Below are 23,821 nucleotides of genomic sequence, written 5' to 3' on the forward strand. Positions count from 1 at the left end.
GCGGCACATAGTCGGTACGGCATCGTGCGGCAGCAGGCTCACACGTACCGGAGGGTGACACGGATGCAGCTCGGTCGGCCGGTGGAAGAACTCGCCCGTGAACTGGACGAGCGTGGGTTCGTCCTACTTGACGATCTCGTCCCCGAACCGGTCCTGGAGATCATGCGCCGCGGCTGCGACGACCTGATCGGACGGACCCGGCACATGCGCCACAGCACCCAGAGCTGGCAGCTGGAGGCCGAGGGGGAGGGCGGCGGCTGGGCGGCCCGCGCCTCGGGGAGGGAGGGTATTCCCGGCAAGGTGCGGGTGCTGGGCCGTGCCCACGAGCACTCCCCGGAGCTCGCCAAGGTTCCCGAACTCCTGTGTCTCAACGAGAACGTGGTGGAGCCGCTGCACGGTCTGCGCGGCGACTTCTACAACAGCTACCTCTGGGCCAAGCCCTCGGAGGTCGGCTCGGAGAAGCCCTGGCACCAGGACGCGCTCTTCCTCGCGGACGAGTTCTACGAAACCTACGAGGACGTCTTCACCATCTGGATCGCCGTGGACGACGCCCGTGAGGACAACGGCTGCCTCCGCTTCCTGCCCGGGTCCCACCGCGGCCGCGTGCTGCAGGAGCCGGACGGCATCGACCGTGAGGACCTGTTCGCCTCCCCGCGTGAGCCCTCACTGGACATCGGCCGGCTGTGGCCCGACCTGACGCCGGTCACCCTGCCCCGGCGCGCCGGTTCGGCTGTTCTCTTCGGGGCTTTCACCGCGCACACCTCCTCCGCCAACGACACCGCGGACCAGCGACGCGCCGTCAGCTACGTCTACTCGCTGCCGCGGCGTCCCGGCACCGCGGGAGGCGGGCGGTGACGGCTGCGGTCCCGGAAGACTCGCTCGGTACGGTCTCGCGGACAAGGCGGACGCCGGACCTGCAGGAGCTCGACCCCGCGGTCCACACCGACACCGTCTGGCAACTCGCCCGCGCCCGGGATCTGGCGGCCCTGGGCCGGGCGGAGACGACGCGGGGGTGGATCGCGGGCAGGCTCACGGCCCCCGGCTCGGATCCCGCGCGCGATGCCCGGCTGTGCCTGGGGCCCGGCGGCGACGTGGTCGGCGCCGCGTGGGTGAGCCGCACCTCGGGTGTGGCCGGCTGGGTCGTGGAGCTGGTCCTGGGACCCCAGGCCACCCGGGCCGACGGGACCGGGCTGCTCGACTTCGCCGTCACGCGCTGCCGCGAGACGGCGGGCGGACCGGACGGTGTGGAGCAGGCGACGCTGTCCTGCTTCGTCTCCGAGGGGGAGCACACCACACGTGCGGCCCTGCGGAACCACGGATTCGGCTCACCCCGGGCCTACCATCGCATGTCGGTCGCACTGGACGGCCCCCTCCCGCCCGTTCCCGTCGTTCCCGGCGCGGTGGTGCGCCCACTGTGCGAGGAGGCGGACCTGCGTGCCTTCCACCGTGCGAAGAACCAGGCGTACGCCGCCGAGGAGGCCGGCAAGGAGGAGGACTCCTTCGACGCCTGGGCACGGTGGTACCGGTCCGACCCGGGAGTCGACCCGGAGCAGTGCGCGCTGCTCGAACTCGACGGCCGCGTCGTGGGGTTCGTGAACATCACCGACCGGATGCTGGACAGCCGTGGCGTGGCCTACGTGCGGCAGCTCGGCATCGACCCGTCGGTGCGCGGCAGAGGGCTGGGGGCCGTGCTGCTGAGGTGGGCGCTGGGCGAAGCACGGCGCCGGGGCCGGACCGGGATGGTCCTCACCGTGGACCAGGAGAACGTCCGGGCACGTGCTCTGTACCGGCGGCTCGGCTGGCGGGTGGAGTCCCGCTGGGACGACGTCCGGCGCACCGTCACCCTGCCGCCCGGCGGCCATGGCTGAGGAGGCCGCCGGGCCGGTGCCGCCCTGTTCAGTCCTTTCCGATGATGCGCCGCATCCGGGCCTGGGCCTCGCCCGCCCTGAACGCCCTGCGGTGCGACTCCTTGGCCTCGGTCCGTACGCGCTCCAGTCCCTCCACGAACGGCGCGTTCACCCGTGGCCGCGTCCCCTGCACCGCGGCCGGGGTGTAACCGGCGATGGTACGGGCCAGCTCCACAGCGCGCTCCAGCACCTCCGCGGAGGGGCGTACCTCATGGAGCAGACCGTCCTCGAGCGCCCGGCCGGCCGGCCACTCCTCACAGGTGTAGAGCATCCGCTGCATGACCGTGGTACCGACGGTGTACCGCAGCATGAACCCGCCGAAGTTGCAGGCGATGCCGACCCGCAGCTCCGGCATCACCAGTCGGGCGGTGTCCGCGGCCACGCGGTAGTCGCAGCAGAGGGCGATCTGCAGACCGATGCCGATGGCGTAGCCGTCGATGGCGGCCACCACCGGTTTGGAGATGCCCGCGATCGCCGTGTAGAGGTCGGTGATGTCGTCGATCCAGCCGTTCACCTCGTCCCCGCCGGTGAAAGCGGAGACCTCGTTGAAGTCACCGCCCACGCCGAAGGAGCGGCCGGGCCCGCCGTGGAGCACGACGGAACGGACGGAGTCGTCCTGGTCGATGTCCTGCATCAGCGCGGTCAGTTCCTGCATCCGGGCACGGCTGAACGGGTTCTGCTCGTGCGCTCCGGAAAACTCGACAAGAATGACCCCGTCGCCTATGTACGAGCATCCGAGGGATTTGCGACTGTTTCGGTAGGACTGGAGCGGGACCGACATCGGCGACCTCTCTTCTCGCACTTTCGGATTACCTTAAGAACCCGATCGCCGATGCACACTAGGCGCGTCACACAGGCCGGGTCAATCACTGTTCCAGCCAGCGATCACGCCACTCGGACATTCCTGACGGTATCGCCTTCGGAGCCCTGTTCCCGGGGAGTCGAGAGAGCTGAAGAAGAGCTAAGGAAGAGGATTCGGCATAATGCGAGAAAAAGATCCACAGGTACCGCTGACCATTGTTCTGGGTACAGGACGCTGTGGATCGACCATGCTGTCCGACCTGGTGAACGAGCATCCCGGAGCGCTGAGTCTGAGCGAGTTCTTCGCCTGCCTCGACCCCGGTGTCTTCCCTGGAGGCACTTTGGACGGACCAGCCTTCTGGAGACTCCTCGGCACCCCGCGCCTGAAGCCGAGCGTACTCATGCGTCATGGCGTCACGGTGCCGGAATACCGGTATCCGATCGGCTCGGGCCGTTATGCGGCCGGTGAAGTACCCGCTATCAGCCTGATGACCCTTCCCCCGCTCACCGAGGACCCGGACGGGCTGCACGACCGGATACGGGCCGAAGTGACCGGCTGGGGCCCCGCACCGGTTTCCCGCCATTACCTGCGGCTCTTCTTCTGGTGGGCGTCCTCGTGCGGCCGGGATGTCGTCGTCGAACGCTCCGGGGCATCACTGCGTTTCCTCCCGGACCTGCTCGCCCATTTTCCCGCGGCGCGGTTCGTCCACGTGTACAGGGACGGCCCCGACGCCGCGGTTTCGATGAGCCGCCACCCTTTGTTCCGGCTGGGGGTGCTGATCGGGGACATGCGCACGGAACTGGGCGTGGACCCCTACCGGAGCCCGGACCCCCGGCACACGGAGCTGCTTCCCGAACGGCTGCGCCCGTTCGCCCCCGGCAGCCTGGACGCTGCGGCACTCGCGGACACCGACATCCCTCTGGCCCGGTTCGGTGACATGTGGTCGCGGGCCACGGGGGCGCTCCGGTACCTCGACGGGCTGCCGCCGGAGCGGCTGCTGCACCTTTCCTACGACGCCGTGCTGGCCTGTCCGGTGCCCCGACTGACCACGTTCGGGCGCTTCGTGGGCCTCGCCGAGCCGGAGAGGTGGGCCGCGCGGGTCGCAGGGCAGGTCGACCGGAAGCGGGCCGGCGCCGCGGCCCGGCTCTCCGCCCAGCAGGCGGAGGAACTCCGTCTGGCCTGCGCCCCCGGCAGCCGCCGTATCGCCGAACTCGTCGGTGGGACGGCGGCTGCCGTTCGCTGACGGCACTCCTCGGAACATCCCGCGGCCGACCCCTGGCCCATGAGCTCCGACAGGCTCCATGGGGTCAGCCGGAACTCATGCGCTCGTCGTCTCCCAGCTGTTCGAGGGCGAGTACGGCGGCGTACTGTTCCGGATCGAGCCCCAGGGAGTCGCCCAGCGCGTGTTCGATGTCGCGCCGGTCGAGACGGCGCCGCGCGTCTGCCCATGTGCGTAACGCGTGCCGGGCGTCGGCGGAAGTCACGCCCAGCGCGGTGGCCACCTCGTTCCAGGTGGCGCCCAGTTCGATCGCCTCGCGTATCCGGCCGCCACGCTCCCGCTCGACGTGTCGGCGCATGGACTCGCGAAGGGCGATGGCCGCGAGCGCGTCGACAACACCACTGCGGCCTGCGCCACATGGGGAGCCGGCGGGCAGTGCGTTGTTCGTCAAGCGGCTGTCGTGTTCGGCGAACTTCTCGATGTGCCAGGCGAGCGAGGTGGTCGCGGGGATGTCGTCGGGGCGACGGACCGCCAGGGACTTCCACCGCTCGTACAAGGATGTGCTCATGGTTCCCCTCGCATCGGCCGGGCCCGTGGTGGTACCGGCGGTCACGTAGTGGGTCAGGGCTGGTACGACAACGGACCGGGCTTCGCGCGGCCGGCACTGGACAACCTTCGTTCCGGGACGCGCAGCACGGGGTGCCCCCGTCCATTATTCCCACATCACCTCGGCCCGACAACGCCACTTGGGCGAACAGGATCCGGGACCGCCGCACCATGAGGTGGCATCTGGTCCGGCGTGGCCGGGGTGGGCCGCCTGGAAGGACGCCGCTGTGCCTGCTCCGTGCCCCGAGGGCTTCCGCGACGATGTCGTGCGTGCGGCGCCGCAACCGCGAGAAGGGAGTCCCGCTTGCGCGGGTCGCGAAGGATTGCGGCGTCAGCTCACCGGGCCGGGCGGTCGCACGCGGAGGCGGGCCTGCCGGCCGCGTCGTCCGCCCCGGTCGTGGATCGCGGTTCAGGTGACGGAAGTCCGTCCACGCCCCGAACCGTCACCGCCCGACCGGATCGCTGGGCGGAGTGGATGGCGCCGGTGACGACGCGGCCACGGAACCCTTCTTCGCGCTCCTGCGGAGGAAAGTCCTGGACCGCCGTGACCGGACCACTCGGGAAGCGCTCCGCACCGCGACCACCATCCGGGCCGGGCCGGTCCGCCACCGGCAGCTACGACCGGGCCGGTTGTCCCTCATCGAGTGGGAGAGCACCATGAAACCCGCCGTCCTGGCCGCATGGACCTCCGCTGCCACCTGTTCACGCAGCAGTCCCACGCGACAACGGGCGGCCGCCCCCCTCCGGGGGCAGGCGGCAAGGTGACGGGCACCGGTGGCCGGGCCTTCTCCCACCTCGGACTGAGCCGTGGTGGAGGGCGACGACGACCTTCACGATGCCGGTGATCCGGTTGGTGCCGCAGCGGAACTCCCGCTTCACGGACGCACCGGTGCAAGGCCGCGGTCCCGATGCCGGCTCGCGGCAGACACCACCCCGTTCCCCTGCCCGGCCGCCGAGGGGCGTGGTGAAGGCACTCGGCGAGGGCTCCTGGAGGACACATCGCCCCCAGGTCAACGCACCCGGCCCCGCGGTTTCAGGGCCACCGGCGGCAGTGCGGGAGCGGGCAGCCGGCCGCCGTCGTAGCCGTGGACCTCACCGAAGCGGGAGCCCTCCGCCCACGCCTGCCGGGCGTCCTCGATCTCCTCGTGCGACCGTCCGATGAAGTTCCACCACATGACGATCTCCTCCGCGAACGGCTCGCCCCCGAGAAGCATCAGCCCGGCATCGGAGACGGAACGAAGCGGCAGTTCGCTGCGACCGCACCCGAGGTAGAGCATCGACCCGGGCAGAAGGGGCACACCGTCGGCCTCGGCCTCGCCGGACATCGACAGCACGGCGTACTCGAAGTCGGGATCCAGCGGCAGCCGGACTTCGGTACCGGCGGCAAGGGCCAGATCGGCTCCTACGATCGGGGTGTAGGACCTGCCGGGCGAGACAGCACCGTCGAGTTCACCCAGGATCACGGTGGCGGTGAGACCCGGTGCCGTGACGGCGGGCAGGCCGGTGTGATGCTGGAAGTGCGGCTCGGCATCCCGGTCGGAGCCGGGCAGGGCGACCCAGAGCTGAGCACCGTGCAGGGATCCGGCGTGGGACGCCGGGCTCTCCTCGGAGTGGCTGATGGCCTTTCCGGAGGTCATCAGCCCCAGTTCGCGCGGCCGGATCCGCTGAAGGCTTCCCAGGCTGTCACGGTGCAGGACCTCCCCCTCGTGCAGCCAGCTGACCGTCTGCAGGCCCATGTGGGGGTGCGGCGGCACCTGCATCCCGGGTTCGCCGGTGATGTCGTCGGGACCGTAGTGATCCACGAATGCCCAGGCACCGACCATGCGGCGTCCCAGATTGGGCAGCAGCCTGCGGACCTCCGTGGACTCGCCGAGCGGGACGCGGCGCGGAGTGAGGAGTTCGCGTACCGGTTCGGCGACGACGAAACCACGTCCTCCGCAGACGGACGGAGCGGCCTGGTGATCGAGATTGCTCATGGCGCACAACCTATTCCCTGCGGCCATGGAGCTCCGGTCCCCACACCGAGCATTTAGTGGAATGTTTAACTGATTTGGTGTGTTGGCAGGTCTGTGACCGTTCCGGCCCAGGAGGAGAAGTGAACGATACCTACTACGAGTTCGGTACGCCCGCCGAGCGCTGGGACCGGGCGCAGCTGTTCTTCGGGGCGAAGGAATACCTGACCGCGGCACGGATCCTCGGCGGCCTGGTCCAGGAGGTACCGGAGCAGGTCGCGCCACGGCTGCTGCTGGCGCGCGCCTACTACCACTCGGCCCGGCTCGCCAAGGCGGAGACGGAGCTGCGTGAGGTGCTGGAGCGCAACCCCGTCGAGGACTACGCACGGCTGATGCTCGGGCGCACCCTCGAACGGCAGGGCCGGCACGCGGAGGCCGCCACGCATCTGCGGATGGCTCACGCGATGACCGAAGGCCTCGGTCCCGGACTCCCCGCGCAGGAGCAGCAGAACCAGGAGTGACACGCGCAGCGGCAGGCGAGGGGAGCAGGCGCAGCGCGCCGCTCCCCTCAGCCGTCCCACTCGTTCGCGTTCGGCACCCGGCCCAGCCATCAGGCCGGTCGCCGGTGCCGACTCGGCCGTGGCGAGACCGGATCCGTGCGACGGTGTCCTTCCGGAGCCGCCCCGGTGTCAGGCGGAAGGGCGTGCGGGGAGCACGATCGCGGTCACCGCGAAGCCGTTGTCGATCAGCCACCGGCCCTCGTACGACGTCGGCATCCCGGGCGCGCTCAGCGAGAGCTCCGCGGTGAAGGTGCCCTCGGTCCCGGAACCCGGATTCGTGCGGAAGCTGACGTCCGCCTCCTGGAAGTCGAGTTCGATCCGGGTGAGCGGAAACCATGTCTTGAAGACGCTCTCCTTGGCGCTGAACAGCAGACGGTCCCAGTGGATCGCCGAGCCGTTCTCACCCCTGGGTGTCCTCGTGCGTTCCGACGGCACCGATATCACCTCCCACACACCCTGGGGCAGCGGTTCGTTCGGTTCCGCGTCGATACCGACCGCGCGCACCTCGGACGCCCTGGCCAGTACCGCGGCCCGATAACCGTCACAGTGCGTCATGCTGCCGACGGTCCCCTCGGGCCACAGCGGCATGCCGCGATGACCGCGCATCACCGGAGCCGGGGGCACCCCGAGGGTCGCCATGGCCCGTCTCGCGCAGGCACGTACAGCCGCGAATTCGTGCCTGCGCCGGGCCACGCTCCTGGCCACCAGCTGCGCCTCCTCCGGGTACAGACTGCCGGCGGGAGCATCCGCGTCGTAGGTGTCCGCGCAGGCTACCCACGCGGGAAGAAGCCGTTCGATCACGAGACGTCGCCCTTCGCGTCCGCGGGCTGCCGGCCCTCGAACGGGAGGATCTGCCGCAGGAGCCCTCGCGGGTGGCCCCGTTTGCGCCACTCCCGGGGGTAGCCGATCGAGACCTCCTCGAACCGTACGCCGTCGTGCCAGGTCGTACGGGGGATGTGGAGGTGGCCGTAGACGACGGCGGCGACGTTGAAGCGGCGGTGCCAGTCGGCGGTGAGTTCCGTGCCGCACCACTGGGCGAACTCCGGATACCACATCACGGAGGTGGGTTCCCGCAGCAGGGGCCAGTGCCCGGCGATCACGAGGGGGACCTCCGGGTCGTGCGCCGCCAGCCGCTGTTCGGTGAGTGCCACCCGTGCCCGGCACCAGTCGTCCCGGGTCGGATAGGGGTCGGGGTGCAGCAGGTACTCGTCGGTGCAGACGACGCCCGCCTCGTGGGCGCGCGCCAGCGACTCCTCCTTGGTCGTGGTTCCCGGGACCCTGAAGGAGTAGTCGTACAGGACGAAAACGGGGGCCACGGCCACTTCGCCGTCCGCACCCTGCCACCGGGGGTACGGATCCTCCGGCGTGGTGACACCGAGCTCACGGCACACCTGGACGAGGTGCTCGTAGCGTGCGTGGCCACGCAGGCGCAGGGAGTCCTTCTCCACCGTCCACAGCTCGTGGTTCCCGGGGGTCCACACCACTCGGGCGAATCGCCCTGCCAGCAGTGCCAGCGTGCGTTCGACGTCTTCCGCCTGCTCCGCCACGTCCCCCGCGACGATGAGCCAGTCCTCGTCGGAGGACGGGTACAGCCGGTCGGCGATGGGACGGTTCTCGGCGATACCGACATGGAGATCGCTGATTGCGAGGAGCCGGCCACCGCCTTTCGGCGGGTGGAGTACAGGCTCGGTCATGGAACTCATTGTTCGAATTTATCGTCTCCGCGGATCTGCCGGTGCCGCTTCGACCGACATGCCCGCTGGTCATCCGCCCGGGATGATTGACGAACCGCCTCCGGGGAAAGCGGCGACACATGCCCAGCATGCCCACAGCAGATGACGAGGAGAGGGAGGCTTCGATGGCCGACGCCGAGCAGCCGGACCCGACACGGCGCTATCCGCAGCCGGAATTCCCCCAGCAGGAACAGAAGCATCCGGGCTGGACCGGCCCGATGGATCCGCCCCCGGACCACGGGGAGGACTCCTACGAGGGCAGCGGGCTCCTGGTGGACCGCAAGACGGTCGTCACCGGGGGTGATTCGGGCATCGGCCGGGCGGTGGCCCTGGCCTTCGCGCGGGAAGGGGCGGACGTGCTGCTGACACATCTGCCCGAAGAGAAGGACGAAGCGCAGGAGACATGCCGCCTCGTCGAACAGGCCGGCCGCAGGGCGATTGCCGTGGCCTGCGACATCCGGGACGAGGAGCAGTGCCAGGCCCTCGTCGAGAGGGCGGTGTCCGAATTCGGGCGGATCGACGTCCTGGTGAACAACGCCGCTTACCAGATGTCCCAGCCCGACGGCATCGCCGCCATCTCGACGTCCCAGTTCGACCGTGTGGTGCGTACCAATCTGTACGGTATGTTCTGGCTGTGCAAGGCCGCCCTGCCCCACATCCCGGCAGGCGGTTCGATCATCAACACCACCTCGGTACAGGCCTACAAGCCCAGCCCCCATCTGCTGGACTACGCCATGACCAAGGGCGCCATCGTGACGTTCACCCAGGGACTCGCCCAGATGCTGGCGTCCGACGGAATCCGGGTCAACGCGGTCGCTCCCGGGCCCGTGTGGACGCCTCTCATCCCCGCGACCATGCCCGACACCGCGGAGTTCGGCAAGCAGAGCCCCCTGGGCCGGCCCGCCCAGCCGGCCGAGATGGCGCCCGCCTACGTCTTCCTCGCCTCGTCGAACGCGACGTTCATCACCGGCGAGATCATGAATGCGACCGGCGGTACGCCGCTGCCCTGACCGCGATCGGCTCGCCGAACGCACGCGCCCCCGGGGACACCCCGCGACAACTCGAAGACACACGGCACATGACGGAGGACCGGCCATGCCCATCGCCACGTACAGCCTCGTCGCTCTCGACTGCCCCGACCCCGGTTCCCTGGCCGGCTTCTACCAGGCGGTGCTGGGCGGCGAGATCAAGAAGTACGACGAGGACTGGTACGACCTCCACGTCCCCGGTGGCGCGCGCATCGCCTTCCAGCGGGCGGCGGACCACCGGCCGCCGGAGTGGCCCCGGGGGGACCGCAATTCGCAGCAGGCGCACCTGGACTTCGACGTGACGGACATCGAGCGCGCGCAGGAGGAAGTGCTGGCACTCGGCGCGACACCGCTGGATCTCGACGACCGGGGCGGCGAACGGGAGTTCCGCGTGTACGCCGATCCGGCGGGGCATCCGTTCTGCCTCTGCCGCCAGTGACCTCCCGGCCCGCGGTGCGTGCGGGAGGCCGCCCGGCGAGGGCGGCCTCCCGCACGCCGTGGGTCCGGCGAGCCGTGTCGCCTTCATACCGCATCTCACGACACTAATATGGAACTATGAGCCGAAATGCCCTGATTGTCATCGACATGCTCAACACGTACGACCACCCGGATGCCGAGATCCTCATTCCCTCCGTACGCGAGGCACTCCCCCGGATCGTAGGTCTCATCGAACGGGCCCGGGACGAAGGCGTTCCGGTGATCTACGCGAACGACAATTTCGGAGAATGGCGGTCCCACCACGGCGAGATCATCCAGACGACGCTGTCGGGGCCCCACAGAGACCTGGTGGAGCCCGTACTGCCGGACGATGATTCGCTGTTCGTCATCAAGGCCAGGCACTCCATCTTCTACGAGACACCGCTCACCTATCTCCTGTCCCAGCTCGACGTGGACCGTGTGGTTCTCTGTGGACAGGTCACCGAGCAATGCGTTCTCTATTCAGCTCTCGACGCACATATCCGTCACCTGGACGTGACGATTCCCGACGACGCCGTGGCCCATATCCACAAGGACTTGGCGCAGGCGTCCCTCCAGATGATGGAACGCAACATGAACGCGTCGATCCGGAAGGCCGCGACCGTCGAATTCGAGTGATCCGGCGCGCAGGGCTGCGCCTCCAGGCCGAAGGCCCCCGCCGGGCGGCCTGTGCGGCCGGGGTGGACCACCGGGCTCCGGGGCCGCCGGTGCAGTTGCCCGGCAGCTCTCGGGCCCGCCCTCGACGTGATCCGTCCGGCGCTTCCGCGCCACGGCAGCCCGCCCCCGGCCGCTCGGCACGCCGTCGCCGGTCCTCCTCCGGCGTGGACCTGGGCTGGGCATTCCGGCAGGCGCGCAACAGCCAGGTACCCCTGTCCTGCCTGGTCATGACGTAGAGCGGGGCACCCTCTGATTCGCCCTCCGCCGAGCGGTACACCTGACGGACCTCGACGGCCGCCACGTCGTGCCGCGGGGATTGGGGGTGAGCCACTTCCTGTGTGACCTCGCCCTCCCACTCGGCGGCCGGCAGCACGGTACGGGTGAACCCGGCGATCGCGTCGAGGCCGATCAGCGCCTTCCCGTGACCGGTGGTCCGGAGTGCATCGGGGTGGAAGAGCCCGAGGCACCCTTCGGCATCCCTGGTCCGCTGGGTGCGCTCCGCGCGGGCGACCGCCTGTTCGATGGCCTTGATGTCTGCGGCCCCGGTTTCATGCACCACAGCCTCGCGATCCGCTCTCAGGCACGGAGCGCGGTATCGAGATCGCGCACGAACTCCCCCACGCGTCCGCCTCCGGCAGGTGCGGCCGGCAGGCGGCCGAGTACCGCGGCGACCGCTGCCGGTGCGTGATGGCACGCCCAGCCGAGGGTGGTCGCGGCATCGCTCCGGCCCTCTCCGCATGCCTGCTCGGCTGCTCGTGCCGCATGTGCTGCCGCGCCGAGAATGTGTTTCACCTGATGAGCACTTGCCCTGGGATGCAGGAAGGCGGCGGCGGCCGCATGGCTCGCTGCTCGGGCCGCGTCGGCCGCAGCCGGTGAAGCCGCGTCCCCTGCCGCTCTGTAGGCCGCCCACGCAAGCTGTCGCAGAGCATTCGTGCGCCGGCCCCCTGCTGCGAAGGCGTACGCCGCGTCGATGGCATCGCGTGGGCGTGTGTCGGAAGGGCGGCCGTCCTCGAAGACCGGCAGCGTCCTGCGCGCGCAATCGGCCGCGTAGCCCGCGATCTCCCGGAGTTCGTCCTCGTGCAGTTCGATGGTGTCCGGGTCCGTGGGCATGGGCCCCATCCTGCCGCAGGTCACCTTCCTCAGGGCGTCGCGGTCGTAGGCGCCCATGAGGAGGGCCCGCTGCCGGAGGCGGCGCCACACCTGCGCGCGGAAGAGCGCCGCCGGCGCGTGGTCAGCCCGTCACCGCCGTGCGGTAGGGGCGGAAGAAGTCCCGGATCTCCTCCGCGTAGAGCTCGGGCTCCTCGAACGGTGCGAAGTGCCCGCCTCGTGGAGGCTCGGTCACTCGCACCATGTTCGTCGTGCGCTCCAGCCATGCCCGGGGCGGGCGGACGACGTCGCCGGCGAAGAGTGAGAAGCCGGACGGGACCTCGACCCGCCGGGCGAGCTGCGCGGACGGGATGGCTGCGTTCGCGTGGTACATGCGCATCGACGAGCCGATCGTCCCCGTCAGCCAGTAGAGCGTGATGTTCGTCAGGATCTCGTCCTTCGTGAAGCTCCGCTCGATGTCACCGTCGCAGTCGCTCCAGGCCCGGAGCTTTTCCACGATCCACGCCGCGAGCCCGGCCGGTGAGTCCTGGAGTCCGAAAGCGGCGGTCTGGGGCTTCGTTCGGTGGATCGCGGCGTAGGCGCCTTCGACCGCGCCCCAGGCCGCGACGCCGTCGATCCAGTTCCGCTCCTCCGGCGCCAGGTCGTCCGGATCGCCGGCGAACAGGGGCAGGCCGGCGTCGGTGCGGTGGACGGCCACGACCCGGCCGGGGTGGTCCAGGGCGAGATAGCGGCTCACATGACTGCCGAGGTCCCCTCCCGCCGCACCGAACCGCTCGTAGCCGAGGACGGTCATGAGCTCCGCCCACAGACCGGCCACGGCGATGGAGTCGAGGGGCGGGCCCACGGGCCGGTCGGAATATCCGTAACCGGGTATGTCGGGCACGACCACGTCGAACGCGTCGGCCGGGTCGGCGCCGTGTGCGCCCGGGTCGGTGAGCAGCGGGACGACCTTGGAATAGCGCCAGAAGGAGTCGGGCCATCCATGACTGAGGACCAACGGCAGGGCGGGCCCGGCAGGAGCGACGGCACGGGCATGCACGAAGTGGATGCTGAGGCCGCCCAGCGGGACCCTGAAGCGGGGCAGCGTGGCGAGCGCGGCCTCCTGGGCCGGCCAGTCGAAGCTCTCCGCCCAGTACGTGACGAGCTCACGGAGGAACGCCAGGTCGGTTCCGAGTGACCATCCGGCGTCCTCGGGCGTGTCCGGCCAGCGGGTCGCGCGCAGCCGCGCGCGCAAGTCTTCGAGCGCCGCGGGAGCGGTCTGCTGGATGAACGGCTCAGGGCGTGGCTGGGCGTCCGGCATGGGCGCATCCTAAGGGCCGCGCCCCGCCGTGGATCAATTCCTCCGGCCGTATTCCGCCAGGTCCCGGGCCCCGGAAGCACGGGGCGGCCGGCAGGTGGCCGATACACCGCTCCGGAGCGCGTGGCGCCACGGGAGTACAGTCGCCCTGCCCAGTCCCCCGTTCACCAGGTGAGAGATGTCCAGCCACATAGATCAGAGACCCACCCACGCCGAGCCCGACGACGCCGTCTACGCGGAGCGCGCGCAGCGGCTGCGACGGCGGCTGGAACGACTGATCGGAATTGCCGCGACCGAGGGCAACAAGCTCGTCCCGCTCCGCAACGGGGACGAGATCTTCGCCTCCATGCTGGACTCCATCCGTGGTGCGGAGCACACGGTGGACATGATGACGTTCGTGTACTGGCGCGGGGACATCGCCCGTGAGTTCGCCGAGGCGCTGGCGGAGCGGGCTCGCTCCGGTGTCCGGGTGCGGCTGCTGCTGGACGGGTTCGGTTCCCGGCTCATCGAGAAGAACCAGCTGGCCCTGATGGACGAGGCCGGGGTGGAGGTGGCGTGGTTCCGCAAGCCGCTGTACCTCTCACCGCTCAAACAGAACCACCGCTGCCACCGCAAGGTCCTCATCACGGACGAGGAGACGGCGTTCACCGGCGGGGTCGGGATAGCCGAGGAGTGGTGCGGTGACGCCCGCAACGAGAACGAGTGGCGGGACACCCACGTGCGGGTGCAGGGCCCCGCGGTCGACGGCCTGGCCGCCGCGTTCGCCCAGAACTGGGCCGAATGCCACGACGAGCTGTTCACCGACCGCGACAGGTTCGTCGACGCCACGCAGCACGGTGACTCGGTCGTCCAGGTGGTGCGCGGTTCGGCCGGCTTCGGCTGGCAGGACATGCAGACCCTGCTTCGCGTGGTACTGGAGTCCGCCGAGGAGCGGGTCCGTCTCACCACGGCGTACTTCGCGCCCGACGCGTATTTCATCGAGGTGCTGTGCGACGCCGCCCGCCGGGGCGTTTCCGTGGAGGTCCTGCTCCCCGGACCGCACACGGACAAGCGGGTGTGCCAGCTGGCCGGTCAGCACCACTACGAGGAGCTGACCGCCTGCGGCGTGAAGATCTACCAGTACCAGCCGACCATGCTCCACAGCAAGGTGCTGACGGTGGACGGGGTCGCCTCGCTGATCGGTTCGACCAACTTCAACCGCCGCTCGCTCGAGCACGACGAGGAGGTGATGCTCACGGTCCTGGACCGGGAGTTCACCGCCGCACTGGACGGTCACTTCGAGGAGGACGTGGAGCGGAGCACGCTGATCGACGGCGAACGGTGGAAGCGCCGCTCGGCCGTGCAGCGGATGCGGGAGGCGGCGGTCCTGCCGATCCGCCGATGGCTGTGACGCACGGAGCCGGGCGCGCCGGCACGGGGAGCGGTGGTACACCCTCGCTTTCCGGAGGTCCGGTCAGCCGCCCGGGCACCGGCTGAAGCCGCCCGGCCAAGCGGTCACGGGCATCAGGACGACGAAGAGGATCACACCGGTGACCGAGGACGGGTCCGGCTCCCTCTTCCGGTACCCCGATGCCCGGGGGTGTGGCAGCTCCCACCTGGGGCATACGGGCTGTCACCTGCCGCTTGTCAGGTGAAAGGAGTGATCCATGAGCGAGTCTGTCGGGACACGGCCGGATACGACCGCGGTGATGACGGAGCCGGTGCCCGATCTGCAGCTTCAGCTGCTGATCCAACTGCTGGACAGAGAACTGCGCTCCAGCCTGCCGATCACCCTTGCTCTGGCCGGTGGCGTACTCCATGGAGACGTGATCGGCCACGAGGCGTGGAAGGCTGACTGGGCACGGAGCCTCCGCCAGGTGGAGGGCGAAGGCGCGAACCTGATCGCGGAGTTCCCGGAGACGGTGGACCAGGGGATCAGAGAGCTGGGTGGCCAGGACGGCACGACGCAGTTGCCGCGCTGGATTCACCTCAGGGACGCGACGCTGGTTCTCGGCGGAACGGGTTCCCTGCGGCTTCCCCTGTGGCGCGGGCGTCTGGCCGACGTGTCGGGCTGGGCCCTGGGAAGACCTCAGTGACACGAAGTGAGCAGACGGCCGGCGGGGTGCGAAGGACGCACCCCGCCGGCTCTCTGCGGGTAGGGAGTACGGGCGCGCCCGCGTGTGTGGGACGCCTCCGGTGCCCCGATCACCGGTATGAAGATACTTGTGATCAGGGCGACCGGGGACCGTCGGCCGTGCTGCCGCCGACGCGTCGGCGGCTTCTCATCAGGTCGTCAGGGCCTCACGCAGCGGCCCGGTCAGGGTGGACCCGGACGTTTCCTCCTCCCTGGACGCCCTTTTCGACGAGGTGCCGGGTCTTGACGCGATGGTGTGCCGCGCAGCCGGTGGTCCGCTGGTGGCCCGGGGGCCGGTGACGGGCGCGGAGACCGCCGCAGGGGTGCGGGGCAAGCTCCTGGACCAGGTCGCACTCGTGCAGCGAGCCGTGCGTCATCTGCGGGACGGGGGTCCATCACGTTGACCGGAGGCGCCTTCCCCGCCCCGCTGGCCGGCGGCTCGCTGGGGGCCCTCGTCCATACCGGCCCCGAGGGCTTCGCTCGCAACGCGGCTGCCGGGCTGCCGCGGGACCTGCGTTCCGATCCCGTCAGCCCCGGATGGATCAAGGAGACCTCGGAGAGCACGGGTGCGGACGGGGCAGGCGGTACACCGGTTCTCCGAGGGTGCCCGCGCTTGGGTGAGAGCGGTGGAAGGCACCGCGCAGGGGCAGACCGTACATCCATGACCCCCGCCGGGGCCCGCTCCCCTGCCCACGAGGCGGCTGGAGCGTCCCCGGTCGCCCTCGCCGCCCTACGCGGGCTGCGCCGCCCCCGACTGTGCTTCCAGCGCGGCGACGAGCCAGTCGTGAGCCGACCCGGGCGTCGGCTCCGGCCGTCCGGCCCGCGGGCCGACCAGTTCGGCTGTCAGCTCCCAGTACCGGTCGATGCGCGGGTCGGCACCGAGCCGCCGGGCGAGCGCACGGCGGAAGTCCGGGGTGTCCGCGGTGTTCCGGGCACCCGCGTAAGCGTCCACGAACCCGTCCAGCGCGTCCCCGGGGTGCGGATCCCTGCCTTGGCGCATCTCGTCGCCCGCCAGGTCGTACGCCTTCGCCAGACCCGCGTACAGGACGGCCGACTCACGCGCTCCCGCGGCTCGGTGCGCATACGGCTGGGTCTGCCCGCCCCCGCCGCAGGGGCGGGAGACCAAGGCGTTCAGCCGGGCGAAAGCGAGTACCTGGCCGGGTTCGGGGTTCTCGGGAGGCTGAGGGATCGCGACCTCCAGGAACGCGGTGACGGACCGGGCCGGCATCCGCGGAGGCAGCCAGCCGCGCCAGAACCGGGCCAGGGGTGCGGTGCTCGGTGGTGCCTTCACCGCACCGATCAGACGGAGCCGGTCGGCGCGCTCGGCCGCCGGACACTCCTGCACCGAGCGGAGCGCTGCCTCTCTCCAGCGCAGTGCTCTCAGCTGGGAGCCCAGTGAGCGCAACTGCCCGGCGACGGCATCCTCCAGAGCGCCGCCGGCACGCCCCGCGGTGTCCTCCTCCTCCAGGATGCGGCGCACCACGGAAACCGGCAGGTCCATGGTGCGCAGGGAGCGGATCACCTGCAGCCGCTCGAGGGAGCCGGGGCCGTACCTGCGGTGTCCGCCGGCGCTGCGGGCGGTCTCGGGCAGGAGGCCGCTGTCGGAGTAGAAACGGACCGTCTTGACGCTGACTCCCGCGCGCTCGGCGAGTTCACCGATGCCGCACAGGCCGTCGTACGACGAGAACACTTGAACCTCCCTCAGGGGGAGTTCCTACGGTACCCGCGAAAGGACCGGGCCCTCGGGCCGGTCTACGGACGACGGCGTATCGAGGAGAGACCATGACCGTGTTCATCCTGGTGTCCGGTATGTTCACCGGCCCGCACGTGTGGGCCGACGCAACGGCGCGGCTGACCGCGGCGGGGGCCGAGGTCCATGCGGTGTCCCTGGCCGGACTCGGTGGAACCCGTCCCCCCGCCGGTACGGGCATCGATCTGGAGACGCACATCGCGGACGTCCTCGCGGTGATCGACTCGGTCGGGCAGGTGGCCGGCCGGGAGATCGTGCTGGTCGGTCACGACTACGGCATCCATCCGGTGGTGGGAGCGGCCGACCGGCGGGCGGGGTCGGTCGCCCGGATCGTGTATCTGGACTCCGGGCTGCCCCGGGACGGTGTTCCCGCACTGGCCGCGGTGGCCGACCAGGGCCTGCGCGAAGAAGCGCTGCGCGCCGCCGGGGAACGAGCACAGGGGGCAGACGCGGAGCTGCCGCCTCCGGCGCGCGATGCCTGGCAGCTCTGGGGCAGCACCGCGGACGTCTCCGACGCGGCACTCGACCGTCTCACCGCCCTCGCCTCCCCGCAGCCGCTGGACACGCTCCTGCAGCCTCTGAGACTGACCGGCGCGGCTGCCACGGTGCCCATGGCCGGAATTCTGTGCAGCGGCAACGGAGGGAGCATCGCGATGGTCCAGGCCCGTGTGGACCTCGGTGAACCCACCCTGCAGGCGCTGACCGATCCCCGGGTGACCTTCTTCGAACTCCCCACAGGGCACTGGCCGATGCTGTCGAGCCCCACGGCGCTGGCCGTGACGCTCCTGCAGGCCGCGGCCGGAGAGGGCCGACGGCTGACTCCGGTGGCCGCCACACGGGTGCAGCCGTTCCTGCTGGAGGTACCCGAGCTCCCCCGTGAGCGGACCGGCAACATCGACCTGTACCTGCCGCCCGCCGCGCACGGTCCCCGCCCGGCGCTGGTCTTCGTCCACGGCGGCCCGGTGCCCCGCGAAGCCCGCCCGACCCCACGGGACTGGCCGGTCCTGAAGGGATACGCCCGCTTCGCCGCCGGCCACGGGGTGGCGGGGGTGACCCTCGACCACCGGCTGCACGCCGTGACCGACTACGAACAGGCCGCCGCTGACCTGGCGGACGCGGTGGAGCGGGTCCGGGCCGATCCGCGGGTGGACGCGGACCGGGTCGCCCTGTGGTTCTTCTCGGGCAGCGGTCCGCTCACCGCGGACTGGATGGGGAGGACCCCGCCGTGGCTGCGTTGCCTGGCGGCCAGCTACCCCATCATGGCGCCTCTGCCGAACTGGGGGCGGCTCGGCAGCCGCTTCCACCCGGCGGACGCGGTCGCCCACGCGGGCTCCCTGCCGCTCGTGCTGGTCCGGGCCGGGCTGGAGGCGGCCTCTGTCGCAGCCACCGTGGAGGAGTTCCTGTCCGCCGCGCACGAGTACGGGGCGGACATCGAGGTGGTCGACGTACCGAACGGCCACCACAATTTCGAGACGGTCGACCGCACCGGCGAATCGGGCGAGGCCGTGCGCCGTGCGATGCGTACGGTTCTGCGCCACCTGACGGCCTGAGCCGGCCGCCCTGCCGCGCTCCCGCCGAGGCCCCGTCTGCCGGGGCGGCCGGCCGTTCCTCGATCCACGGTCAGGACGTGACGGGCAGGACGGCCGAGAAGCACACGGACCGTACCGGTGCCGCGGGGCGGACCGTCGACGCCTCGGAGGAAGACCTCCGGTACGAGGCGGGGAGCGAGGGGCCCGGCAGCCACACGGGTCACTCGAAGAGGCGATCCAGGTGGCGGCTGCTGGCTTCGGGGCCCGGAACGTGATCGGGTTGACAACCCGTCAGTGGTGCGGGGACACCGAGCCGAGGGACACGGATGACGAACCGACAGCACCCCCCGCGGCCGGATGCCCTCGTCGTCGGCGCCGGCCTGGCGGGACTGGCCTGCGCCCTGGACCTCAGCGGCGCCGGTCTCCGCGTCGAACTGCTGGAGGCGGCCGACGCGGTGGGCGGCCGGATGCGCACGGACCGCAGGGACGGCTTCCTTCTGGACCGCGGCTTCCAGGTCTTCAACACCTCCTACCCGCAGGTGAAGAAGCGCCTCGACCTGCGCGCACTGCGTCTACGGCCGTTCACTCCCGGGATCGTCGCCCGGACGCCCTCGGGGCGGGTACGCGTCACCGACCCCACCCGGCGCCCGGAGGACGCGGCACAGCTGCTGCCGGGGCGGGCCCTCCCGGCCCGGGACCTCGCCGCGCTCGCCGTGCTCACCACACGCGACGTCCTGCTTCCCGCGAGGCGCCTGGGACGTATGCCCGACCGCACCGCGGCGGAGGCCCTCGTCCGCGCCGGGCTGTCGCCACGTGCCATCGAGGACTTCATGCGGCCCTTCCTGTCCGGGGTGTTCCTGGAGGAGGGGCTCGAGACCTCCGCGCGCTTCCTGCACCTGGTCTGGCGGAGCATGGCGCGCGGAACGCTCTGCCTGCCCGCCCACGGCATCGGCGCCGTGCCGGCCCAGCTCGCCGCCCGCCTTCCGGAGGGCTCCCTCCGGCTCGGTTCCCCCGTCGCCGGGGTCACGGACTCCGGGGTGCTCCTGGCCGACGGCGGCGAGCGGGCGGCCGCCTCCGTGGTCGTGGCCACGGACTCCGCCACGGCCACCCGTCTGCTGCCCGGGCTGCCGGTCCCGGACAGCCGTACGGTGACGACGTACTACCACGCGGCCGGCCGGTCACCGCTGACCGAGCCGACACTGGTCGTGGACAGCGGCCTCGCCGTCCTCAACAGCTGTGTCCTGACCGAGGCCGCCCCCACCTACGCGCCCCCGGGCACGGCGCTCGTGTCGAGCTCCTTCCTCGGCGCGGGTCCGCCCGAGAAGACGGTCCGCGCGCGGCTGGCCGAGCTGTACGACACGGATACGAGCACCTGGGAGACGGTCGCCGCCTACACCGTGGAGGGTGCCCTGCCCGCCATGCGGCCTCCCTGGCCCCTGAGCCGTACGACGCGTTTCGCACGAGGCCGGTACGTCTGCGGGGACCACCGGGCCACCGGATCGGTGCAGGGCGCTCTCGCCTCCGGCAGCAGGGCGGCACGTGAGGTGCTGGCCGACCGGGCGGCGGCGCGGACTCCCACGAGGTGACCGGGCGCATCCGGGGGCGCGTGGACGACGCCGTGGTCGTAGGCGGTGGGGCCGCCGGACTCTGCCTCGCCCACTGGCTCACCAGGACGGGCACGGAAGTGACGCTGGTCGAGGCCCCCGAGGGCCCGTTGCGTCCGGCGGAACGCACCTGGTGCTACTGGGAGGCGGGCGCCGGCGAGTTCGAGGAGGCCGTCGTCGCCTCGTGGCGGCGGCTGAGGGTGCGAGGGCCTGAGGGAGAGGTCGTCGAGTCGGCCCCCGTGCCCCTGCGCTATCGCATGGTGCGCTCGGGTTCCTTCGAACGGCTCGTCCACTCCCGCCTCGCGGCGTCCCCGACGGCCCGCGTCCTGCGGGCCACCGCACACGAGGTACGCGATGCCCCCTACGGTGCCGAAGTGCGCTGCACGACGGCCGGCGGACGGCCGCTCGTCCTGCGCGGCAGGCGCGTCTTCGACTCACGGCCCGTGCGGGACACACCGCCGCACCGCACGCTGCTGAAGCAGCACTTCCGGGGCTGGTTCGTCCACACCGCGGCCCCCTGCTTCGATCCCGCGGTGGCTGACCTCATGGACTTCCGGGTACCGCAGCCCGGCCATGGGCTCGCCTTCGGCTACGTGCTGCCGCTCGCACCGGACCGGGCGCTGGTGGAGTACACCGAGTTCTCCCGTGCCCCGCTCACGACGACCGCGTACGAAGCCGCTCTGCGGCAGTACACCGGGGGCGTCCTGCGACTCGGCCGGTTCACCGTGGAGTCGGCCGAGCAGGGCGTCATCCCCATGACCGATGCGCGCTTCCCCCGCCGGACCGCCCGATCCGTCTTCCGTATCGGGGCAGCCGGGGGCGCCACCCGGCCGGCGACCGGTTACACCTTCGCCGCGGTGCAGCGTCAGAGCCGGGCCATCGCCACCTCACTGCACCGCGGGCGCCCGGACGTGCCCCGGCCGCACGGCCGCAGGGCTCTCGCCATGGACGCCGTACTGCTCCGGGCCCTGGACACCGGGCGTGTGGACGGGCCGCGCTTCTTCACCGACCTCTTCCGCCGCGTCCCCATGGAGCGGCTTCTGCGTTTCCTCGACGGCGGGAGCACGCCGTGGGAGGAGTTCGGCATCGGCCTGCGCACGCCCGTCGGCCCGATGCTCCGCACCGCGGCCGAGCTCCCCTTCCTCACCCGCCGGACCACCGGCCGATCCGAAGAGAGCCCCCGATGACCCTGCTGCGGGACCATGACCTGACACGCGCTTTCGATCACGCCTCCCACACCTACGACCGGCTCACCGCGCTGAGCCCGGGCTACCGCTCCGACCTCCTCCGCTCGGCGCACCGCCTCCGGCTGCCCCGCGGCGGGCGGGGTCTGCGGGTGCTCGATCTCGGCTGCGGTACGGGCGCGTCCACGCGAGCGCTGCTCCGGGCGGCCCCCTGCGCCCGGATCACCGCGGTGGACGCCTCCGCCGGCATGCTGGAGCGGGCGCGCGCGAAACGCTGGCCCTCCAACGTCCGCTTCCTGCACCGGTCCGCGGAGGAACTCCCCACCACCGACGACGACGGCTCGTACGACGCCGTCTTCGCCGCCTACCTCTTCCGCAATGTCGCAGAACCCGGCGAGGTCCTGCGAACCGTACGCGCCCTCCTGCGTCCCGGCGGCCGTCTGCTGGCCCACGAGTACAGCCTCAGCGGCTCGCCGGTGCACCGGGCTGTGTGGAACACGGTCTGCCGGAGTCTCATCGTCCCGGTGGGCACGCTGACCGGTGACCGCGAGTTGTACCGCCATCTGTGGCGGAGCGTCCTGGCGTTCGACACGGCGCCCGCCTTCGCGCAGCGGATCGTCCGGGCGGGATTCCCCTTCGTGCGGACCGTGCCCGTCGGCGGCTGGCAGACCGGTATCGTTCACGCCTTCCTCGCCCGGAGTGCCGTGGAACCCGCCACGCCCGAGGCGTCATGAGGGCCCGCAGGTCCCGGCCCGACGCCGGCCGGCACGGTCGGGACCGCCGGGCGGAGGTGCTCCTGCCGGAACCCGGCCGTGAACGCTTCACCGGTGACGCGCCTTCGGCGGCGGTGATCGGCGGTGGCATCGCCGGCCTCGCGGCGGCGACCGCGCTCGCCGAACGCGGTGTCCGTGTGACGCTGTACGAACAGGGCGAGACGCTCGGGGGGCGCCTCGCCGGATGGCCCGTGCGCCTCGCCGACGGGTCCGGGGTGACGATGAGCCGCGGCTTCCACGCCTTCTTCCGCCAGTACTACAACCTGCGTGGGCTGTTGCGCCGTACGGACCCCCGGCTCACGGCGTTCACCCCACTGCCGGACTATCCGCTCCTGCACCGCAGCGGTATGTCGGACGGATTCGCCCGCGTGCCCAGGACCCCGCCGTGGAACGCCCTCGGATTCGTGGCCCTCAGCCCGTCGTTCGGCTGGCGCGACCTCGCCGTGATGAACCCCCGCGAGGCCCTGCCCCTCCTCGACGTCCGGGTCCCCGAGGTGTACGAGCGGTTCGACGGGATCAGCGCCGAGGATTTCCTGCACCGGATCGACTTCCCCGAGGCTGCCCGTCACCTGGCCTTCGAGGTGTTCTCCCGCAGCTTCTTCGCCGACCCGCGCGAACTGTCCGCCGCCGAACTGCTGCTGATGTTCCACATCTACTTCCTCGGGTCCTCCGAGGGACTCCTCTTCGACGTGCCGCGCGAGCCGTTTCCCCAGGCCCTCTGGGAACCTCTGCGCGGCTATCTGCGAGGACTCGGCACCCAGGTGCGCACCGGCACCCCCGTCCACCGCGTCCGCCCGGTGGCCGGCGGAGACCTGTGTGTGGAGACCGACGGGCCGGCCGGCCGCCATCAGGCCGTGGTCCTCGCCCTGGACACCCGCGGCCTGCGCCATGTCGTGGGCGCTTCCGGGCAACTGGGGGAAGCGTCCTGGCGCGCGGACATCGCGGCCCTGCGCACCGCGCCGCCGTTCCTGGTGTCCCGGCTCTGGCTCGACCGCCCCGTGCGCAAGGACCGCGCGGGCTTCCTCGGCACCAGCGGCTTCGACGGGCTCGACAACATCAGCGTCCTCGACCGCTGGGAAGGTGAATCAGCCCGCTGGGCCGCGCGGACGGGCGGCTCCGTGGTCGAACTCCACGCCTACGCCGTGGACGGGGGGGCCGAGCCGGAGGAGGTCCGGCGCCGGATGCTCGGCCGGCTGCACGAGGTCTATCCCGAGACCGTGGACGCAGGGGTCGTCGACGCCCGACACGAATGGCGCGCCGACTGCCCCGTCTTCCCCGTCGGCGGTTACCGCCGCCGGCCGGCCGTGCGCACACCTCATCCTCGCGTCATGCTCGCGGGCGACCTGGTCCGCACCGGCCTCCCCGTCGCCCTGATGGAGCGCGCGGCGACCTCGGGGTTCCTGGCCGCCAACGCGCTTCTCGCCGACTGGGGCATCAGGGGGCAGGTGCTCTGGACCGTCCCGCGCTCCGGGCGTTCCCGGGTGCTGCGCGCCCTCGCGGGCCGGGCCGCGCGGCGGTGACGT

Annotated in this window: 23 protein-coding genes and 1 pseudogene; 15 read left to right on the forward strand and 9 right to left on the reverse strand. The window is 71.2% G+C overall.

The genetic code is table 11. The features are described from left to right. The first annotated feature begins 63 nt into the window (after nucleotides 1-63). Together ACF1FZ_RS11425 and ACF1FZ_RS11430 are read left to right on the forward strand one after the other, a co-directional pair. Nucleotides 64-855, forward strand: a complete 792-nt coding sequence (locus ACF1FZ_RS11425; RefSeq protein ID WP_391773139.1) for a phytanoyl-CoA dioxygenase family protein — start codon at nucleotides 64-66, stop codon at nucleotides 853-855. Next, nucleotides 852-1,868 (forward strand): GNAT family N-acetyltransferase, encoded by a 1,017-nt coding sequence (locus tag ACF1FZ_RS11430; protein WP_391773140.1) that lies wholly within the window; start codon nucleotides 852-854, stop codon nucleotides 1,866-1,868. Before ACF1FZ_RS11425 ends, ACF1FZ_RS11430 begins: the two co-directional genes overlap by 4 nt. A gap of 28 nt (nucleotides 1,869-1,896) precedes the next feature. Here the strand turns inward: ACF1FZ_RS11430 and ACF1FZ_RS11435 are convergent, their stop codons facing one another. Further along, entirely contained in the window at nucleotides 1,897-2,688 is a 792-nt protein-coding gene (locus tag ACF1FZ_RS11435) for an enoyl-CoA hydratase/isomerase family protein (protein ID WP_391773141.1), read from the reverse strand. 268 nt (nucleotides 2,689-2,956) lie between these two features. Here ACF1FZ_RS11435 and ACF1FZ_RS11440 point away from each other — a divergent pair, with 268 nt between their 5' ends. After that, complete coding sequence (locus ACF1FZ_RS11440; protein WP_391773142.1) at nucleotides 2,957-3,952, forward strand: hypothetical protein; 996 nt, start codon at nucleotides 2,957-2,959, stop codon at nucleotides 3,950-3,952. Nucleotides 3,953-4,016: 64 nt separating this feature from the next. Here the strand turns inward: ACF1FZ_RS11440 and ACF1FZ_RS11445 are convergent, their stop codons facing one another. After that, a complete protein-coding gene (locus ACF1FZ_RS11445) occupies nucleotides 4,017-4,496 on the reverse strand; it encodes a hypothetical protein (protein WP_391773143.1) in 480 nt (159 codons plus the stop codon). Nucleotides 4,497-5,544: 1,048 nt separating this feature from the next. Beyond that, nucleotides 5,545-6,510: a pirin family protein gene (locus tag ACF1FZ_RS11450; protein WP_391773144.1), complete on the reverse strand. Its 966-nt coding sequence runs from the start codon at nucleotides 6,508-6,510 to the stop codon at nucleotides 5,545-5,547. 119 nt (nucleotides 6,511-6,629) lie between these two features. Here ACF1FZ_RS11450 and ACF1FZ_RS11455 point away from each other — a divergent pair, with 119 nt between their 5' ends. Then, nucleotides 6,630-7,007, forward strand: coding sequence for a tetratricopeptide repeat protein (locus tag ACF1FZ_RS11455; RefSeq protein ID WP_391773145.1), 378 nt, complete (start codon nucleotides 6,630-6,632; stop codon nucleotides 7,005-7,007). Between the two features lie 168 nt (nucleotides 7,008-7,175). On the opposite strand, the gene ACF1FZ_RS11460 is transcribed toward ACF1FZ_RS11455, so the two are convergent. Together ACF1FZ_RS11460 and ACF1FZ_RS11465 are read right to left on the reverse strand one after the other, a co-directional pair. Then, nucleotides 7,176-7,847, reverse strand: a complete 672-nt coding sequence (locus tag ACF1FZ_RS11460) for a 4'-phosphopantetheinyl transferase (protein ID WP_391773146.1) — start codon at nucleotides 7,845-7,847, stop codon at nucleotides 7,176-7,178. Next, a complete protein-coding gene (locus ACF1FZ_RS11465; protein WP_391773147.1) occupies nucleotides 7,844-8,740 on the reverse strand; it encodes a metallophosphoesterase family protein in 897 nt (298 codons plus the stop codon). The genes ACF1FZ_RS11460 and ACF1FZ_RS11465 overlap by 4 nt, the downstream gene beginning before the upstream one ends. 164 nt (nucleotides 8,741-8,904) lie before the next feature. Between ACF1FZ_RS11465 and ACF1FZ_RS11470 the strand changes: the two genes are divergently transcribed. From ACF1FZ_RS11470 to ACF1FZ_RS11480, 3 genes are all read left to right on the forward strand, one after another. Beyond that, nucleotides 8,905-9,789 (forward strand): glucose 1-dehydrogenase, encoded by an 885-nt coding sequence (locus tag ACF1FZ_RS11470; RefSeq protein ID WP_391773262.1) that lies wholly within the window; start codon nucleotides 8,905-8,907, stop codon nucleotides 9,787-9,789. 85 nt (nucleotides 9,790-9,874) lie between these two features. Continuing rightward, nucleotides 9,875-10,246, forward strand: a complete 372-nt coding sequence (locus ACF1FZ_RS11475; protein ID WP_391773148.1) for a VOC family protein — start codon at nucleotides 9,875-9,877, stop codon at nucleotides 10,244-10,246. 116 nt (nucleotides 10,247-10,362) lie between these two features. Then, the gene (locus ACF1FZ_RS11480; protein ID WP_391773149.1) at nucleotides 10,363-10,902 is read left to right on the forward strand and encodes an isochorismatase family cysteine hydrolase; all 540 of its coding nucleotides are present in this window, start codon (nucleotides 10,363-10,365) and stop codon (nucleotides 10,900-10,902) included. A gap of 205 nt (nucleotides 10,903-11,107) precedes the next feature. On the opposite strand, the pseudogene ACF1FZ_RS11485 reads toward ACF1FZ_RS11480, so the two are convergent. The 3 genes and pseudogenes from ACF1FZ_RS11485 to ACF1FZ_RS11495 form a co-directional block, all read right to left on the reverse strand. After that, a pseudogene (locus ACF1FZ_RS11485) lies at nucleotides 11,108-11,521 on the reverse strand (SgcJ/EcaC family oxidoreductase); the annotation flags it as partial. Next, on the reverse strand, nucleotides 11,518-12,051 hold the full coding sequence (locus ACF1FZ_RS11490) for a putative immunity protein (RefSeq protein ID WP_391773150.1): 534 nt from the start codon (nucleotides 12,049-12,051) through the stop codon (nucleotides 11,518-11,520). The pseudogene ACF1FZ_RS11485 and the gene ACF1FZ_RS11490, both read right to left, overlap by 4 nt. 121 nt (nucleotides 12,052-12,172) lie before the next feature. Then, on the reverse strand, nucleotides 12,173-13,348 hold the full coding sequence (locus ACF1FZ_RS11495) for an epoxide hydrolase family protein (protein ID WP_391773151.1): 1,176 nt from the start codon (nucleotides 13,346-13,348) through the stop codon (nucleotides 12,173-12,175). 175 nt (nucleotides 13,349-13,523) lie between these two features. On the opposite strand from ACF1FZ_RS11495, the gene ACF1FZ_RS11500 reads away from it, so the two are divergent. The 3 genes from ACF1FZ_RS11500 (at nucleotide 13,524) to ACF1FZ_RS11510 (ending at nucleotide 15,862) form a co-directional block, all read left to right on the forward strand. Then, nucleotides 13,524-14,735, forward strand: coding sequence for a phosphatidylserine/phosphatidylglycerophosphate/cardiolipin synthase family protein (locus ACF1FZ_RS11500; protein WP_391773152.1), 1,212 nt, complete (start codon nucleotides 13,524-13,526; stop codon nucleotides 14,733-14,735). Between the two features lie 256 nt (nucleotides 14,736-14,991). Then, entirely contained in the window at nucleotides 14,992-15,420 is a 429-nt protein-coding gene (locus tag ACF1FZ_RS11505; RefSeq protein WP_391773153.1) for a hypothetical protein, read from the forward strand. A gap of 226 nt (nucleotides 15,421-15,646) precedes the next feature. Beyond that, the gene (locus tag ACF1FZ_RS11510; RefSeq protein ID WP_391773154.1) at nucleotides 15,647-15,862 is read left to right on the forward strand and encodes a hypothetical protein; all 216 of its coding nucleotides are present in this window, start codon (nucleotides 15,647-15,649) and stop codon (nucleotides 15,860-15,862) included. A gap of 326 nt (nucleotides 15,863-16,188) precedes the next feature. Here ACF1FZ_RS11510 and ACF1FZ_RS11515 read toward each other — a convergent pair whose 3' ends face one another. After that, nucleotides 16,189-17,148 (reverse strand): MerR family transcriptional regulator, encoded by a 960-nt coding sequence (locus tag ACF1FZ_RS11515; protein ID WP_391773155.1) that lies wholly within the window; start codon nucleotides 17,146-17,148, stop codon nucleotides 16,189-16,191. Between the two features lie 92 nt (nucleotides 17,149-17,240). Between ACF1FZ_RS11515 and ACF1FZ_RS11520 the strand changes: the two genes are divergently transcribed. From ACF1FZ_RS11520 to ACF1FZ_RS11540, 5 genes are all read left to right on the forward strand, one after another. After that, entirely contained in the window at nucleotides 17,241-18,758 is a 1,518-nt protein-coding gene (locus ACF1FZ_RS11520) for an alpha/beta fold hydrolase (RefSeq protein WP_391773156.1), read from the forward strand. Between the two features lie 305 nt (nucleotides 18,759-19,063). Beyond that, nucleotides 19,064-20,323, forward strand: coding sequence for an NAD(P)/FAD-dependent oxidoreductase (locus ACF1FZ_RS11525; protein ID WP_391773157.1), 1,260 nt, complete (start codon nucleotides 19,064-19,066; stop codon nucleotides 20,321-20,323). Continuing rightward, nucleotides 20,320-21,528, forward strand: a complete 1,209-nt coding sequence (locus ACF1FZ_RS11530; protein WP_391773158.1) for a lycopene cyclase family protein — start codon at nucleotides 20,320-20,322, stop codon at nucleotides 21,526-21,528. Before ACF1FZ_RS11525 ends, ACF1FZ_RS11530 begins: the two co-directional genes overlap by 4 nt. Then, the gene (locus ACF1FZ_RS11535) at nucleotides 21,525-22,259 is read left to right on the forward strand and encodes a class I SAM-dependent methyltransferase (protein ID WP_391773159.1); all 735 of its coding nucleotides are present in this window, start codon (nucleotides 21,525-21,527) and stop codon (nucleotides 22,257-22,259) included. The genes ACF1FZ_RS11530 and ACF1FZ_RS11535 overlap by 4 nt, the downstream gene beginning before the upstream one ends. Further along, nucleotides 22,256-23,818, forward strand: coding sequence for an FAD-dependent oxidoreductase (locus ACF1FZ_RS11540; RefSeq protein WP_391773160.1), 1,563 nt, complete (start codon nucleotides 22,256-22,258; stop codon nucleotides 23,816-23,818). Before ACF1FZ_RS11535 ends, ACF1FZ_RS11540 begins: the two co-directional genes overlap by 4 nt. Nucleotides 23,819-23,821: the final 3 nt, after the last annotated feature.

It is taken from the genome of Streptomyces sp. NPDC014623, assembly GCF_043088245.1.
Taxonomy (GTDB): domain Bacteria; phylum Actinomycetota; class Actinomycetes; order Streptomycetales; family Streptomycetaceae; genus Streptomyces.